Source organism: Marinobacter sp., assembly GCF_040904845.1.
In the GTDB taxonomy this organism is placed as follows: Bacteria; Pseudomonadota; Gammaproteobacteria; order Pseudomonadales; family Oleiphilaceae; genus Marinobacter.
In genome coordinates this window covers 1-15,182 of the sequence record NZ_JBBDSR010000050.1, presented here as the reverse complement: position 1 = coordinate 15,182, position 15,182 = coordinate 1, and the positions used below count along the sequence as shown (strand labels likewise).

Genomic DNA, 15,182 nt, shown 5'->3' with positions numbered 1-15,182 from the left:
CCGCTATGTTCAAGCAAATGACGAATGGCCTGGCCGGCGCAATCGCCGCCGCCAGTCTCGCAATGCCGCTGGCCGCCAGCGCCGACCTGTCGGACGACATGGTCAAGATCGGGGTGCTGAGCGATATGTCCGGGGTGTACAAGGCCCTGGAAGGTCCCGGGGCCGTCATTGCCGCCGAAATGGCTGTGGAAGATTTCGGGGGTAAGGTGTTGGGCAAGTCCATTGAGATTGTGTCAGCCGATCACCAGAACAAGCCCGACATCGGTGCCAGCACCGCCCGGGAATGGATCGATGACGGCAATGTCGACATGATCACCGCCCTGGACAATTCCTCAGTCGCGCTGTCGGTTCAGGGCCTGGCGTCTGACCGCAAAGTGATCACCCTCAACACCGGTGCCGGCACCACCGCACTGACTGAAGATCAGTGCACGCCCTATGGCATCCATTATGTCTACGACACCCACGCGCTGCCGGTCGGTACCGCCACCGCGATGGTGAAAAATGGCGGCAAGAAGTGGTTCTTTATCACGGCGGACTACGCCTTTGGCCACTCGTTGAGAGACAACACCTCCGCAGTGGTCGAAAGCCTTGGCGGCGAAGTGGTTGGCGATGTAGAAGCACCGCTGTCCACCAATGACTTCTCGTCCTACCTGATTCAGGCACAGTCCTCCGGGGCGGACGTCATTGGTCTGGCCAACGCGGGTCAGGATACGGTCAACGCCATCAAACAGGCCAACCAGTTCCGCATCGTGCAGGGTGGACAGAAACTGGCCGGCATGCTGGTGTTCATCTCGGACGTGCACAGCATGGGCCAGGACATCGCCCAGGGCCTGCAATTCACCACCGCATTCGTGTGGAACCAGAATGACGAAGCCGAGGAATGGTCACGCCGTTTCTATGACCGTCACGGGGCCATGCCCACCATGGTGCAGGCCGGGGTCTATTCCGCCGTTTCCAATTACCTGAAAGCGGTTGATGAAACCGGCACCGATGACAGCGACGCCGTGCGGGAAGCCCTGGGCAACATGACCCTGAACGACATGTTCGTGAAGAACGGAAAGATTGCCGCCAACGGCTCCATGCTGCACGACATGTATCTCGTTGAGGTCAAAAAGCCCGAAGAAGCCAGTGAAGAATGGGACCTGCTGAAAGTGGTCTCCAAGATACCGGCGGATCAGGCCTATATCTCAATGGAAGATACCACGTGCAACCTGGTTAACAACTAACCACAACGAGTTACCACTGCTTCAGGGGGATTGCCAACGTGTCGATACAGGTCATTCTGTCCCAGGCACTGCTCGGGCTTAATGTGGGCGTGTTCTACGCCATGTTGAGCCTGGGGCTTGCGGTGATATTCGGGTTGCTGAATATCATCAACTTTGCCCACGGTGCCATGTACATGCTGGGTGCCTTTATTGCACTGATCGGCTACTCCTTTCTGGAGCAGTGGTTTGGAATCAGCCTGCAGATCGGTTTTTGGGCGTCACTGATTGTGGCTCCCATTCTCGTCGGTCTGCTGGGCGTGATCATCGAGCGCACCATGCTCAAGCGCCTCTATGATCTCGACCATATTTACGGCCTGCTGCTCACCTTCGGGATCACATTGATCCTGCAGGGGCTGTTCGCCAACTATTTCAACGTCTCCGGCACCCCTTACCCGGGCCAGCCGGACATCCTCAGCGGAGTGGTGAATCTGGGTTTCATGTACTTCCCCACCTACCGTCTGTTTGCCATCGTGTTCTCGCTGGTGGTGTGCTTCGCGACCTGGTTTTTCATCGAACACACCAAACTCGGTTCCCGCCTGCGGGCCGGCGTTGAAAACCCTGACCTGACCCAGGCCTTCGGGCTCAACGTCCCACTGATGGTCACACTGACTTTTGCCTTTGGTGCTGGCCTGGCTGGCCTGGCCGGCGTATTGGCCGCTCCGATCTACTCGGTCAGCCCGCTGATGGGCGCAGACCTGATCATCGTCGTGTTCGCCGTAGTGGTCATCGGAGGAATGGGCTCCATCATGGGAGCAATCCTGTCCGGGCTCGCTCTCGGACTGGTCGAAGGCATGACCAAAGTCTTCTACCCGCCGGCCGCCAACACCGTGATTTTCTTTCTGATGGTTCTGGTGCTGTTATTCCGCCCGGCCGGTCTGTTCGGTAAGGAGAAGTGAGCCGCCCATGTCCAATCGCATAATGTTCATCGTGATGCTCATCGCCGGCCTGACGGCACCGCTTTACGCTTACCCCGTGTTTATCATGGACCTGCTGTGCTTTGCGCTGTTTGCCTGCGCTTTCAACCTTCTGCTTGGCTATGCCGGCCTGCTCAGCTTTGGCCATGCCGCGTTCTTTGGTGGCGCAGCCTACATCACCGGCTGGGTCACCAAAGAATGGGGCTTCGGTCCCCTCATCGGGGTACTGACGGGGACCGGCTTTGCCCTGATCATGGGCACGCTGTTCGGCCTCCTGGCCATTCGCCGCCAAGGCATCTACTTTGCCATGGTCACCCTCGCGCTGGCCCAGATCATCTACTTCCTTGCCCTGCAGATGCCGTTCACCGGCGGTGAAAACGGCCTGCAGCGCATACCACGGGGCGAGCTGTTCGGGTTTATCGACCTCAACAACGATCTGGCCATGTACTATTTGGTGTTCGCCATCTTCCTGGTGGGTTTCGGCATCATCTACCGCGCCATCCACTCCCCGTTCGGAGAAGTGCTGCAGGCCATCCGCGAAAACGAATCCCGCGCCCTGTCACTCGGCTACGATGTGGACCATTTCAAACTGATGGCCTTCGTTATATCCGCCACCCTGGCCGGCATGGCCGGGGCCACCAAAGCCATCATCTTCGAGTTCGCGTCACTCACCAGCGCACACTGGCAAACCTCCGGGGAAGTGATCCTGATGACCCTGGTGGGAGGCCTGGGCACCATCTTCGGCCCAGTGCTTGGGGCCATCACCGTCGGAGCACTGAGCCACGAACTGTCCTCGTTCGGCTCCTGGGTGCAGGTTATCCTCGGCGTCATCTTCGTGGTGTGCGTGATGACCTTTCGGCGCGGCGTTATTGGTGAAATCCAACACCGCCTCGCCCGCAAAAAAGAGGACACCAAAGCCTGAACGGCTTACGCCTCATCCTCAGCCCGCAGGCCGCCCTCCACGGCCTGCGACACCAGCCAGCGCCGGAGCAACTGAATCCCCCGCTCCCGCCGGCGGCTGGTTTTCCAGGCAAAGTAGAAGCGGTCCCCGGTGATCACAAAGTGACAGGGCAGCCTCACGAAATCCTCGGAATCCTTGCGGGTACTGAGCATGTAGTCGTTGGTCAGCGCGATGCCCTGATGAAACCGCGCCGCCTCCAGCGACAACAGCATATGGCTGGAATGCAGCAACCGACTCGACGCAGGCAGCTTCAGAGCCGCTTCGTGATACCACGCCTCCCAGTCACCCCCCTGCTTGTCATAAATACTGTGGGTAGACAACAGCGGAAACCGCGCCACCTGCTCCGGCGTTAACGCCACCGAAGCAGGATCGCCGCTCACCTCATCCAGCGCCAGCTCCCGGCGAATCCGCTGCCAGAAATCCTGACTACACACCGGAAACAGCCGCTCCTTGTACAGCAACTCGTAACTGAACGCCGGCGAATCCGGTTTGATGGTGATAAAGCAGTCCGCCACCCGATCCGACAACACCGGGTTCTCACTGCTCATCTCCAACGACAACTCCACCTGCGGATGGCTACGCTGCAACTCCGGCAACCGCGGCGCCAGCCAACGCACCGCAAACGAACTGAACACCGACAACCGCAACCGCGATTCCTCATGACCCAGCAACTGCTCACTGGCACGCTCAATCTGCAACAGCGCGGAACTGACCGCCTCCAGGTACTGACGGCCCTCTTCCGTCAGCGCCAGCGTGCGCCCGGTGCGGTTAAACAGGGTTTCCCCCAGATAGGTTTCCAGCTGCTTGATCTGATGGCTGATGGCGCTCTGGCTGACGGCCAGTTCTGCCGCCGCCAACGAAAAGCTGTTCAGGCGGGCGACGGCCTCGAAAACGGGAAGGGATTTCAGCGGTGGTAGCTTCATTATCTAATTTTCTAATGATTGGTGTCTAAAGATCATTTTATCGGATAGTAGCACACCTCTAGAATGCCAACACGAGACTCGAGGAGAGTACGCAGGGCGAGAGCTCCCAAGCGGGAGACCGGATACTGTGAGGTGAACATATGTCAGGAAAAACCGTAAACAGCGCCATCCTTCTGCTGGTGATCGGCAACGCCATGGCACTGATTTCAGACGTCTTTATCAAGCTTCTGGAGCCCGGTGCCCCGATCTTCCAATTCGCCTTCCTGCGTTGCGTGATCACCCTGCTGCTGTTGCTGCCGCTGGCCGGCCAAGTGAACCGCAAAGCCCTGTTCGCCGGTGCCAAAATCCACACCGTACGGGCTCACATCCACCTGGCCGGCATCGTATGCATGGTCGTGGCACTGGGCAACCTGCCCCTGGCCACCGCCAACGCCATCTTTTACGCGGCCCCGATCCTGGTGATGGTGCTCTCCGTCTTCCTGTTCCGGGAAAAACTGACACCACTGAGCGTATTCGCCGTATTCAGCGGCTTTACCGGCATCGTCGTCATCCTGCGCCCCATGGAATTCAACTGGGCCGCCGTTGCGGCACTGGCCTCCGCCTTTGCCCTGGCCATCAACGCCGTCATGGTGCGCCAACTGCCGAAAGAGCAATCCACCGTCCACAAACTGTTGCTCAACTACCTGCTGATCCTCCCGGCCGCAACCGCCCTGACAATCTGGGAAGGAGCCAACTGGGACAGTTCAATTCTCATCAGCGCTCTGGGGTCAGCCCTGTTCATACTGGGATACAACATCACCGTGTTACTGGCCTACAAGCAGGTAGACGCCAACCAGGTCACCAGCGCCGAATACACCGGGCTGATCTGGGCCGTTGGCATCGGCTGGATCTGGTTTGGCGAAGTGCCGGACCTGTGGTTCCTGGCCGGCAGCACAATGATCGTGGTGCCATTGGTCTTGATCGGTCTCAAACACCGGCGCAGCACGCCGGCCAGGGGATTCAACCCAGCCACTCAGCGCCGGGAAGCGTCGATCAGCACTTGAGTATCGCGAATAATCCGCGTGAACCTTTCCTCATGCGAGATACGGCCATCGTAGCCTTTGTAAGTGCGGTGGTACCCGGAACGGTACTTCTGGCGATGCCCGCCACGGTAATCACGGCGGTCATGAAAGCCGTGGCGGTCCTTATAACCGTGCTGCTTGTGATGGCGCTTGTTCCAGTGCCTGTCCCGCCGATGATCCCGGGAATAGCCGTGATCCCGATGCCTGGCAGACAGAAACTTCTTCTGGTGCCCCGGCGGAACCATCTTGCCTCGCTCCACCTGTATCTGCACTCCGGGCGAGTAGCCTTGCCCACGCAGGGAATCCGCCATCGCGGGTGGGGTGGCCAATAGTAAACCAACGATACAGCTACTAATCAGAAAGCGTTTCATGATAATTCTCCGGATCCTGTCAGGTCTCAGGTGCGGCGTGTTCCGGGTAGTCGGAATACGCGTCCTGATTTCAGGATACGGATCGGGAGCGGCGTGTCAGGTCATCAGACCGGGCTTTGCATTTCTTTTACGCAGACCCGACCTGAGCTGACAAACGCCGAATCACATCAGCCGTCGGATTTCTTGAGGAACAGAATGTGGCCAGGATACGGCGTCACAACCACCCCTTTTGAGTTGCTGCCCTCTTCAGGCATTCTGACATCCTCGACGGATTGATCGTTCCAGTTGTATGTCCAGACGACGCCAATTCCGTCCTCGCGCACCATCGCAACATCGTATTTCCGCACGTCCGGCCCCGAAGCAGGATTAATACCAGCGGATATATCCATCGCGTTGGACTGTGCTTCAGCGGGAACATCAAGGTAACCACCATCGTAATCCCACGCGACAACTTTGCCGTTGATGGTAATGGCAACAACAAACGGGAACCGGCCAACTGCAAGTTGTGCAATCGGATCGAGCCCTGGAGGGATCGGGACAAGGGTTCCCGATGAGCCCGGATCCAGATCAGCCACCCGCAATGCACGATTAACCGTGTCAGTGTAAAAGAGGGATCGGCCAACTACGGCGGCCAGGCCCACATCCTCGATTCCGAGAGCATCAAGCTCGTCCTGAGCCGCTGAAGCACATCCGGAATCCGGTGTGAGGCAGGCGTAATAAGGCCTGCGATCCGCGCCCGCGATCACCATCCCTCCCCCGGTGCCCTTTATAATGGAGTGCACTGGCGATGGCAGAGTCGGATCAATTCGGGGGTCATAATTCGCGTCGCCGCTCCAGAACCAGTATCGACCGTCGCCAGCCAACGCCGTTGCTGTTGGCACGCCCGCACTATCCAAAGCAGTTTCTGAAAAGGTTCCTTCCGGGGGATACGGCAAGGTTACCGTTTCCTCGGGCTGGAGCATGTCATCCCTGACAACCCGGCGCTCTTTCAGGCTGGTATCGGCGAACAACGCACCATTGGCGTCTACCGCTACGTACGCATCACGTTGACCGGTCATACTCACGTTCGCAATATCGTTCCGACGGGTCATCTTCTGGAGAATCGATTCCGCATCCTCCGACAGCGCCGACGCATTCTTAGCCTCATAGAAGGAGGCGTTGTTCGGCGGCACAATAACGTAAGTCCCAGATGCGGCACCACCGCCAGTGGCATCGGGCGGCGACGTCACTACGGCTTCGTAATCATAGGTCCCGGAGAGAATGTTCTCTTTGCCCTGAAGCTGATATTCCTCGAAACGGGTTCCGAACTCGTCGTCGTAGAACAGCGTGATCACGGCGTTGTTGCCGCTCGCGCTGTACTCATAACGGGTGGGCTCCAGCACCCGACCGGTTTCCGGGTTGGTGCCCTGGACACGGCCGTCTGATGAGAAATCGTAAACAATGACTAATCCCTCAGCCACACTGTTCGCGGTTTTGGCATCGGTTACGGTGAATTCAATCCGCTCACCCACCAGGCTGCCGGGAAAGCTCACATTCTGCCCGGAGCCGCTGGACGACTCTCCATCAGATCCGCCACAACCGGCGAATACCAACGTGACCGCCATCAGCACCGCAAAACGCCATGACCGTCTGCCGTAGTTGACTCTTCCACCCTTGTTGTTCATCAAACTGCCCCTCTGACTGACCGGCACCATGCCACCAGCCACAAAACTAGCAGCCGCCGATCGTGGGCGCATACCCCGTTTTGGGTACTAGGAGCAAAAATTCGGACGCATTGGCAGTTCCATCAGGTAGTCAATAACCGTTCAAGGGAAAACACATGCTGATCATTGTCACCCAGGTCACGCAATGCCTCGGCAAGCTGAACGAGATACTCTGCGTTGAGGCCGCTAGGGCCCTGTGCTGAAGCGATCTGGCGAGCGATGTCCGCCTCCGGCGCATGACCGAGAAAAGCCTCGTTGTCTTCCGTGGCAATGTAGACCAGCCCCTCTGTCTGCGACGCATCATAAAACGTCAGCGTCGTGCTGAAACGCAGATAACCATTCTTCTCCCGCTCATCCAGATGCTCGAAAACCGTGGGTGATATGCGGTAAGCCATTCCCCGGCAGCAGGCACCGGGCTGTTCAACCAGGGTAACTACCCGCCCCGGTGCCTCGGCCGTGCCCCGGTGGTCATGAGAGCCCTGCCAGAACCGCCGGACCCAGCCATCAATCCGCGCCGGGCGCTGTTCCAGAAACGGGAAATCCACTTTATAGATTAGCGAGCCGTAGCCGAACAGCCAGATCGATTCCACGCCATCAAAGTTATAACGACTGCGGTTCAGTTCAATGGTATTCGCAGCCATAAAGGCCTCCTGAAGGGATAACACAAACCGGTTTGTACTCTAGGTTGACGCCATAAAACCCGCAATACCGGTAAGTACAATTTCAGCGGCCATGGCCGACAGAATCAGCCCGCTGATCTTCGAAAGAATATTCAGCCCGGTTTTACCCAGAACTTGTTCAAGGTAACCCGATAACCGCAGCAATATCGCCAGAATCAGCAGGCCCGACACCAGGCCAAGCAGCCCGCCAGCCACTTCCGGAACGGCCTTCAGTTCCGCGCCATAAACCAGAATGGCACCGATCGTGGCCGGCCCGATCATCACCGGAATAGCCAGCGGGACCACGGCGACGTCATCCCGATCTTCCTCGGGCAGGCTAGTGGCGTGGTTGCGCGTACCGCTGGTCACCAGGCTGATGGCGGTCAGGAACAGCAGGCTGCCGGCACCGATGCGGAAGGAATTCAGGGTGATGCCGACTGCGCTGAACAGCAGAGGGCCGGCAAAGAACAGCACAAGCCCCAGCACAAAGGCAGACACACAGGCCCGGCGAATGATGGATGCCTTCTCCGGACCCGGCAGGCCACGGGTGAGCGCCAGAAACATGGTCACCACAAAAAACGGCGCAAGCAGGAACAGAAAACGAACGGTGCTACTGAGATAAGTGGCAAAAAACGTGTCGAGCATTCAAGAAAACCCAAAGTCTGTGAAAGGACATAAGCATAGCTTGCCAACGGCTTTTTTGCCGTACGGAAGTGGACCTACGCCGCCCGCCCGATGGCAACGAAAAAGCCACTACCCGCTGGTTACAAAAAGGAGTCGAATTGTTGTTGTCCTACGGATATTCTCGCGACTCAAAATGAACACAGATTTCGTGGAGCGGAACTATGGGCGCATTAAACAGGCTGAAAATTCGGACTCGATTGCTGATTGCAACGGTATTTCCAGTGGTTGCCTCAGCAGTGGTGATTGCCTGGGCGACCGCGCATCTCATGCAAGGCAACGGCGAACAGGAAGTGGAACGCTTACGCTCCAACCTGATTGAGTCCCACAAGGAAGGCCTGAAGCACATTGTTCAGTCTGCCCGCACGGCCATTGACGAAGTCTACTCCGATGGCTCGGTTCCTGAAGAAGAAGCCAAGCTACGGGTTCGGGATATCATTCGCTCCATGGGTTTCGGTGATAACAACTACATCTTTGCCTACACCCACGACTCCTACAATCTGGCGTTTCGCCCCAAGCCCTCAGCCGAAGGCTACGTCAAGAACAGCACACCGGAATCCAAGGCGCTGCTGCGCTCGCTATTTGACGCCGGCCAGAACGGTGGCGGCTACCACGAGTACACCTGGAAGAACCCCGCCAGCGGCGAAGTGGAACCGAAGATCTCCTATTCGCTGGCGCTGAATAAGTGGAACTGGGTGATCGGTACCGGGGTGTATGTTACCAGCGTCGACGAGGCAGTTGCGTCCGCCCGGAAAGACATTAATAAAAACATCACCGCTGCCCTGAGCTTCATCTTTGCCATTGCCGCCGTAGTGGTTGCCATCGCCATCGCTTTCGGCCTGGTCATTGGCCGTACGGTGACGCGCCCGATGCGCCAGGTAACCGGGACCATGGAAGAAATCGCCAATGGCGAAGGGGACCTGACCCAAAGGCTTCCCGCAGCTGGCTCCGACGAACTCTCGGAACTGGGGCACCAGTTCAATAATTTTGTGTCCAGAATTCAGGGCACCATTCGTGATGTGGGCGACACCACCAATCAGGTGGCGTCAGCGGCGGAAGAACTGAGCCAGATTGCCCAGGAAACCCGCAACGCGGTGCAGACCCAGGGCTCGGAAACCGACCAGATTGCCTCGGCGATCACTGAGATGGCGGCCACGATTCAGCAGATCTCGAAAAACGCCAACGAGGTTCAATCCGCCGGGTCCGATGCCGATCGCCTGGCCAAAGAGGGCGGCCAGACCATGACCGCCTCCCAGCAGACCGTCGACGCCCTGTCCACCCACATTCAGGACAGTGCCACCGCCATCAACGCCCTGTCTGAGCGCACCAACGACATCCGGTCGGTTCTGGATGTGATTCACGAAGTGACTGATCAGACCAACCTGCTGGCGCTGAATGCGGCGATCGAAGCAGCACGGGCCGGCGAACACGGGCGGGGATTTGCCGTCGTTGCCGATGAAGTGCGCCAGCTCGCCAGACGCAGCAGTGAATCTGCCAATCAGATTCGCACCATGATTGACGGCTTCATTCAGGAGTCGGGCAATGCCGTGGAGCGCATGAACAAGTCCCGTGACCTTACCAGCGAGACCGTAGAGCGTATTACCCATGCCTCATCGGCATTACAGACCATTGAACGGTCCGTGGAGCATATCCACGATCAGGTCACCCAGATTGCCACCGGGGCCGAACAGCAGAGTCAGGTGGCGGAAGAGATCAACGCCAACGTCGTGCGTATCGTTGATGCCGCTCGTGACAGCGGTGCCGGTGTCGATCAGACCAACGACGCCAGCCAGGAGCTGGCCCGTCTGGGCGAGCACCTGCGGTTATTGGTCGGGCAGTTCAAGGTGTAACGGCTAGCGGTTGGCGCTGACGTACACCCAGTTGGTGCCCACATTGTCGCAGACAACAATGTCCGGGTTGATCACCGTGCACAGGGACAGGTCGTCCGGCAGCCGGTTGTGGTAGCGGGCCTTCACCGCCAGGGTTTTCTTGTCCTGCTTGAGCAGTGAATAGGTCCGTTCCATGCGCTCGCCAAGAGCGCCACTCTCCAGCTTGCTGTTAGGCTGGTTCGCCGCCAGGTTATATCGCTGTTGGGGACAGGCAATGCGCTCACCTTGCAGGCGACAGTCCGCCAGTTGCCCGTATTGTGGCTGATCGCCTTCCGGCACTTCCAGGCCGAGCCGCCCGGCGGGACGTCGCAGCAGCAACGCCTGCACCTGCGGGTCATTGCGTTTGAAGTCCGTGGGTGAAGGCAGCCCCGCACCCTGTCCTTTACTGACCACCTGGCAGTAGAGTTTTTCCATGTCGGTTTTGGCACCGCCCATGCAATCATCGTTAGCGGCGTGGACGGCACCAGAGCATAGGCAAAGCACCAGCAGGACCAGCCCTCTAGCTGTCATCACGCTGCCCCAGCGCCACCCGTGCCATCAGGTCTTCCACCCGACGGATGGTTTCAGCGTCGCCCTTCTTGCCGGTGAGCACCACCTGGGAGCCGATGGTCGCGACATACATCAGCAGCGACAGATCCCGGATGCGCTGGGGGTCACTACTCAAGCGTTCATAGAGTTCGCAGTTCTGATTAATCCGGGCTTCGTCCACCTCGGTCACCAGCTCCGCCGCATAGTCGTTGCGGCGGGCAAAGTCCCGCACCGCCAGCTCCACTTGCAGGCGGCGGATGTTACGGGAGGCGTCCGTGAGCAGCAGTTCCAGGATTTGCCGCAGTTCGGTTTCCACATCACCACCCTGGGGTTTCCAGTACTGCAGTTCATGCAGACGCCGATCCCGCCAGCGGTCGAGAAAGCTGACCACCAGATCTTCGTGATCCTTGAAGTGCCAGTAGAAGCTGCCTCGGGTAACTCCCAGTTTTTTCGACAGCGTCAGCACCCGCAGGTGGCCAAAACCGCCCGCCGCCACTTCCCCGGCGGCGGCATCCAGCCAGTCATCGCGGGTCAGTTGGGCTTTTCCCGGCGCCTTGCGGCCGGGGCGACTGGTTGGTCGGGCGTCAGTCATTCGTTGGTCGGATCCTGCTGCTGGCGGTGTCGGATGCATTCTACATGAACAGGGCCAGCACATCTGAAACCGTTGACCCTACCCAAAACATACATTAGTGTATGGACCATACAATACACCAGTGTATGGAGATTTCAACGTATGTCTTCATACCAACGATCAACCCGATTCCAGTATCAGGGAGCTGCCCAATGAGTACCGCCCATTACGACCTCCACGGCGCCATTGCCGTCATTCGACTCAACAATCCACCGGTCAACGGCCTTGGCCTTGAACTGCGCCGGGGAATTGTAAACGGCATTCAGAAAGCGGAAGCCGACGATGCTGTTAAAGCCGTTGTACTGATTGGTTCTGACCGCGCCTTCTCCGGCGGTGCCGACATAAGCGAATTCGGCTCCGACAAGGCCACTACCGAGCCCAACCTGAACACCGTGATCAACTATGTGGAAAGCAGCCGCAAGCCGGTGATCGCCGCCATCAGCGGTGCCTGCATGGGTGGCGGCCTGGAGCTGGCCCTGGGTTGTAATTACCGCATTGCCAAGCCGGACGCGCAGATTGCGCTACCGGAAGTAAAACTGGGCCTGCTGCCCGGTGCCGGCGGTACCCAGCGCCTGCCCCGGGTGATTGGTGCCGAACACGCCCTGAACATGATCGTCTCCGGCAGTGTTGTGCCCGCGAAGCAGTTCAAGGGCAGCGCGTTGTTTGATGAGATTGTTGACGGCGAACTGCTGGATGCGGCCATCGCCTACGCCACCAAAGTCGTCAGCGACAACCTGCCGCTGAAAAAAGTGCGCGACCTGAAAGCCAAGCACCCGAACCCGGAAGGCTTCTTCATGTTCACCGGCAACACCGTGGGTGCCATGGCCAAGAACTATCCGGCCCCGCTGAAGTGCGTGGACGCAGTGAAAGCCGCCGTCACCATGCCCTTCGACAAGGGTATGCAAGTCGAGCGCGAAGCCTTTGTGAACCTGATGCAGACGCCGGAATCCCGCGCCCTGCGCCACGCGTTTTTCTCCGAGCGCCTGACCAGCAAGATTGCCGATGTGCCTTCCGACACCCCCGTGCGTGACATCAAGTCCGTAGGCGTGATCGGCGGCGGCACCATGGGCACTGGCATCAGCATCAACTTCCTCAATGCCGGTATTCCGGTGACGATTGTGGAAATGAAGCAGGAAGGACTGGACCGGGGCGTGGCCGCCATCCAGAAGATCTACGAAAGCCAGGTCAAGAAAGGCCGCATGACCGAGGACAAAGCGAAAGCCAAACTGGCGCTGCTTACCCCGTCCCTCAGCTATGACGATCTGAGCAATGTGGACCTGGTGATCGAAGCGGTATTCGAAGAAATGAGCGTGAAGCAGTCTGTGTTCGAAAAGCTGGACGAAGTCTGCAAACCAGGCGCGATTCTGGCTTCCAACACCTCCACCCTGGACCTGAACAAGATCGCCAGCTTCACCAAACGCCCGGAAGACGTGATCGGCCTGCACTTCTTCAGCCCGGCCAACATCATGAAGCTGCTGGAAGTGGTGCGCGGTGAAAAAACCGCGAAAGACGTGCTGGCCACCGCCATGAAACTGGCCAAAGCCATCAAGAAAACCGCCGTGGTCTCCGGCGTCTGCGACGGCTTCATCGGCAACCGCATGATCAACCAGTACCAGCGTGAAGCCCTGCTGATGCTGGAAGAAGGTGCCAGCGTGCAGCAGATCGACAAGGCCATCGAGAAGTTCGGCTTTGCCATGGGCCCGCTGCGCATGGCCGACCTGGCCGGCGGCGACATCGGCTGGGCCATCCGCAAGCGCCAGTACGAAGAAAATCCGGACATGGTGAAGATGGTGGTCGCCGACCGCATCTGCGAAATGGGCCGCTATGGCCAGAAGACCGGTGCCGGTTTCTACCGCTACGAGCCGGGCAACCGCAACGCCCTGCCGGATCCGGAAGTGGACAAGGTGGTGGACGAAGTCCGCGCCGAGCTGGGCATCACCCCGCGCAAGATCAGCAACCAGGAAATCGTCGAGCGTTGCGTGTATGCGCTGGTGAACGAAGGCGCGCAGATTCTGGACGAAGGCATCGCCCAGCGCGCTTCCGACATCGACATGGTCTACCTGACCGGTTACGGCTTCCCGGTGTTCCGCGGCGGCCCCATGCACTACGCCGAAGAAGTCGGGCTGCCCAACGTGGTGCGCGCCATGCAGGCCTTTACCGAAGACCGCCACACCCAACCGGGCTTCTGGGAACCAGCTGCTCTGCTCGCCAAACGCGCTGAGGAAGGCAAGGGTTTCGACGCTAAATAACCGGTCACTCATTTTTTCGGAGCGCCTTGCAAATAGGCGCTCCGAGCCCAGGAGATTTAACTATGTCTAATGATGTTGTCATCGTATCCACTGCCCGCACGCCCCTGGCCAAATCCTGGCGCGGCGGTCTGAACATGACCCACGGTGCCACCCTGGCTGGCCACGCCATCCAGCACGCGGTCGAGCGCTCCAAAGTCGACCCCAACGAAATCGAAGACGTACTGATGGGCTGCGCCTTGCCGGAGGGCTCCACGGGTAACGATGTGGCCCGCATGGGCGCGATTCGCGCGGGCCTGCCGGTCACCGTCGGCGGCGCGACCATCAACCGCTTCTGCTCGTCCGGCCTTCAGGCCATTGCCATGGCCGCCCACCACATTGCCGTCGACAGGGTGCCCGTGATGGTGGCAGGTGGTGTCGAATCCATCTCCACCGTGCAAGCGAACGTCAATCAGAACTACTTCATGGAACCCTGGCTGGCCAAGAACAAGCCGGAGCTGTACTGGTCCATGCTGGACACCGCCGAAACCGTGGCCAAGCGCTACGGCATCAAGAAAGAAGACATGGACGAATACGGCGTACGCAGCCAGAACCTGGCCGCCAAAGCCCGTGAAGACGGCAAGTTCGACAACGAAATCGTGCCCATTACCACCACCATGGGCGTTGCGGACAAGGCCACCGGTCAGCTCAGCAGCCAGGAAGTCATCGTCAGTCAGGACGAGGGCATCCGCCCGGGCACCACCCTGGAAGGCGTCAGCAAAATCCGCTCGGCCATGGAAGGCGGCGTAGTGACTGCCGGTAACGCCAGCCAGTTCTCCGACGGCGCATCAGCCTGCGTGCTGATGGACAGCAAAATCGCCGAACAGCGCGGTGCCACTCCGCTGGGTATCTTCCGCGGCTTTGCCGTTGCCGGCTGCGAGCCCGACGAAATGGGCATAGGCCCGGTCTTTGCGGTGCCCAAGCTGCTCAAGCGCGCCGGCCTGACCGTCGACGACATCGGCCTGTGGGAACTCAACGAAGCCTTCGCCGTCCAGGTCCTGTATTGCCAGCGTAAACTCGGCATCCCCATGGACCGCCTGAACGTCAACGGCGGTGCCATTGCCGTCGGTCACCCCTACGGCACCACCGGTTCCCGCCTGGTCGGCCATGCCCTCATCGAAGGCAAACGCCGGGGCGTCAAATACGTTGTGGTTACTATGTGTGTCGGTACTGGTATGGGTGCTGCCGGGTTGTTCGAGGTTGCCTAAAGCTTTGGTTGCCTGAAACCTGGGTGGAAGGCACCTGTCAGGTAGAGGTGTCCAAAACGCGCTCCTTCGGCACATCCATGTGACGCTCGGGCTCCGCCATCCA

General features: G+C 59.0%; 14 protein-coding genes. 7 read left to right on the top strand and 7 right to left on the bottom strand.

Annotated elements, in window-relative coordinates:
- Window positions 1–5: 5 nt before the first annotated feature.
- Genes WD429_RS05720 through WD429_RS05710 form a run of 3 tightly spaced genes read left to right on the top strand, consistent with a single transcriptional unit; the run spans window position 6 to window position 3,101 of the window.
- Window positions 6–1,226, top strand: a complete 1,221-nt coding sequence (locus WD429_RS05720) for an ABC transporter substrate-binding protein (protein ID WP_368421214.1) — start codon at window positions 6–8, stop codon at window positions 1,224–1,226.
- 38 nt (window positions 1,227–1,264) lie between these two features.
- Window positions 1,265–2,161, top strand: coding sequence for a branched-chain amino acid ABC transporter permease (locus tag WD429_RS05715; RefSeq protein ID WP_368421213.1), 897 nt, complete (start codon window positions 1,265–1,267; stop codon window positions 2,159–2,161).
- A 7-nt stretch (window positions 2,162–2,168) separates the two neighbouring features.
- Window positions 2,169–3,101 carry a branched-chain amino acid ABC transporter permease gene (locus WD429_RS05710; protein ID WP_368421212.1) on the top strand — a complete coding sequence of 311 codons (933 nt, stop codon included), beginning with the start codon at window positions 2,169–2,171 and terminating at the stop codon, window positions 3,099–3,101.
- 5 nt (window positions 3,102–3,106) lie between these two features.
- Here the strand turns inward: WD429_RS05710 and WD429_RS05705 are convergent, their stop codons facing one another.
- Window positions 3,107–4,063 carry a LysR substrate-binding domain-containing protein gene (locus WD429_RS05705; protein WP_368421211.1) on the bottom strand — a complete coding sequence of 319 codons (957 nt, stop codon included), beginning with the start codon at window positions 4,061–4,063 and terminating at the stop codon, window positions 3,107–3,109.
- Between the two features lie 140 nt (window positions 4,064–4,203).
- Between WD429_RS05705 and WD429_RS05700 the strand changes: the two genes are divergently transcribed.
- The gene (locus WD429_RS05700) at window positions 4,204–5,106 is read left to right on the top strand and encodes a DMT family transporter (protein ID WP_368421210.1); all 903 of its coding nucleotides are present in this window, start codon (window positions 4,204–4,206) and stop codon (window positions 5,104–5,106) included.
- On the opposite strand, the gene WD429_RS05695 is transcribed toward WD429_RS05700, so the two are convergent.
- The 4 genes from WD429_RS05695 to WD429_RS05680 all read right to left on the bottom strand — a co-directional run bounded on the left by WD429_RS05695 (window position 5,076) and on the right by WD429_RS05680 (window position 8,502).
- Window positions 5,076–5,495 carry a hypothetical protein gene (locus WD429_RS05695; protein WP_368421209.1) on the bottom strand — a complete coding sequence of 140 codons (420 nt, stop codon included), beginning with the start codon at window positions 5,493–5,495 and terminating at the stop codon, window positions 5,076–5,078. The two genes, WD429_RS05700 and WD429_RS05695, sit on opposite strands and share 31 nt — an antisense overlap.
- Window positions 5,496–5,662: 167 nt before the next feature.
- A complete protein-coding gene (locus WD429_RS05690; protein WP_368421208.1) occupies window positions 5,663–7,159 on the bottom strand; it encodes a hypothetical protein in 1,497 nt (498 codons plus the stop codon).
- 122 nt (window positions 7,160–7,281) lie between these two features.
- Complete coding sequence (locus WD429_RS05685; protein WP_368421207.1) at window positions 7,282–7,839, bottom strand: gamma-glutamylcyclotransferase; 558 nt, start codon at window positions 7,837–7,839, stop codon at window positions 7,282–7,284.
- Between the two features lie 39 nt (window positions 7,840–7,878).
- Window positions 7,879–8,502 carry a MarC family protein gene (locus WD429_RS05680; RefSeq protein ID WP_368421206.1) on the bottom strand — a complete coding sequence of 208 codons (624 nt, stop codon included), beginning with the start codon at window positions 8,500–8,502 and terminating at the stop codon, window positions 7,879–7,881.
- 200 nt (window positions 8,503–8,702) lie between these two features.
- Between WD429_RS05680 and WD429_RS05675 the strand changes: the two genes are divergently transcribed.
- Window positions 8,703–10,388 (top strand): methyl-accepting chemotaxis protein, encoded by a 1,686-nt coding sequence (locus WD429_RS05675; protein ID WP_368421205.1) that lies wholly within the window; start codon window positions 8,703–8,705, stop codon window positions 10,386–10,388.
- A gap of 3 nt (window positions 10,389–10,391) precedes the next feature.
- Here the strand turns inward: WD429_RS05675 and WD429_RS05670 are convergent, their stop codons facing one another.
- Together WD429_RS05670 and WD429_RS05665 are read right to left on the bottom strand one after the other, a co-directional pair.
- Complete coding sequence (locus WD429_RS05670) at window positions 10,392–10,937, bottom strand: hypothetical protein (protein WP_368421233.1); 546 nt, start codon at window positions 10,935–10,937, stop codon at window positions 10,392–10,394.
- Window positions 10,927–11,547: a TetR/AcrR family transcriptional regulator gene (locus WD429_RS05665; protein WP_368421204.1), complete on the bottom strand. Its 621-nt coding sequence runs from the start codon at window positions 11,545–11,547 to the stop codon at window positions 10,927–10,929. The genes WD429_RS05670 and WD429_RS05665 overlap by 11 nt, the downstream gene beginning before the upstream one ends.
- A 191-nt stretch (window positions 11,548–11,738) precedes the next feature.
- Here WD429_RS05665 and WD429_RS05660 point away from each other — a divergent pair, with 191 nt between their 5' ends.
- Entirely contained in the window at window positions 11,739–13,835 is a 2,097-nt protein-coding gene (locus WD429_RS05660) for a 3-hydroxyacyl-CoA dehydrogenase NAD-binding domain-containing protein (RefSeq protein ID WP_368421203.1), read from the top strand.
- 62 nt (window positions 13,836–13,897) lie between these two features.
- Entirely contained in the window at window positions 13,898–15,079 is a 1,182-nt protein-coding gene (locus WD429_RS05655; RefSeq protein WP_368421202.1) for an acetyl-CoA C-acyltransferase, read from the top strand.
- Window positions 15,080–15,182 lie beyond the last annotated feature (103 nt).

Bases quoted from the DNA above. Each gene is read 5' to 3' on its own strand.
- WD429_RS05720 (WP_368421214.1), top strand. From the start codon at position 6: ATGTTCAAGCAAATGACGAATGGCCTGGCCGGCGCAATCGCCGCCGCC.
- WD429_RS05710 (WP_368421212.1), top strand. From the start codon at position 2,169: ATGTCCAATCGCATAATGTTCATCGTGATGCTCATCGCCGGCCTGACG.
- WD429_RS05705 (WP_368421211.1), bottom strand. From the start codon at position 4,063: ATGAAGCTACCACCGCTGAAATCCCTTCCCGTTTTCGAGGCCGTCGCC.
- WD429_RS05700 (WP_368421210.1), top strand. From the start codon at position 4,204: ATGTCAGGAAAAACCGTAAACAGCGCCATCCTTCTGCTGGTGATCGGC.
- WD429_RS05695 (WP_368421209.1), bottom strand. From the start codon at position 5,495: ATGAAACGCTTTCTGATTAGTAGCTGTATCGTTGGTTTACTATTGGCC.
- WD429_RS05690 (WP_368421208.1), bottom strand. From the start codon at position 7,159: ATGAACAACAAGGGTGGAAGAGTCAACTACGGCAGACGGTCATGGCGT.
- WD429_RS05685 (WP_368421207.1), bottom strand. From the start codon at position 7,839: ATGGCTGCGAATACCATTGAACTGAACCGCAGTCGTTATAACTTTGAT.
- WD429_RS05680 (WP_368421206.1), bottom strand. From the start codon at position 8,502: ATGCTCGACACGTTTTTTGCCACTTATCTCAGTAGCACCGTTCGTTTT.
- WD429_RS05675 (WP_368421205.1), top strand. From the start codon at position 8,703: ATGGGCGCATTAAACAGGCTGAAAATTCGGACTCGATTGCTGATTGCA.
- WD429_RS05670 (WP_368421233.1), bottom strand. From the start codon at position 10,937: ATGACAGCTAGAGGGCTGGTCCTGCTGGTGCTTTGCCTATGCTCTGGT.
- WD429_RS05665 (WP_368421204.1), bottom strand. From the start codon at position 11,547: ATGACTGACGCCCGACCAACCAGTCGCCCCGGCCGCAAGGCGCCGGGA.
- WD429_RS05660 (WP_368421203.1), top strand. From the start codon at position 11,739: ATGAGTACCGCCCATTACGACCTCCACGGCGCCATTGCCGTCATTCGA.
- WD429_RS05655 (WP_368421202.1), top strand. From the start codon at position 13,898: ATGTCTAATGATGTTGTCATCGTATCCACTGCCCGCACGCCCCTGGCC.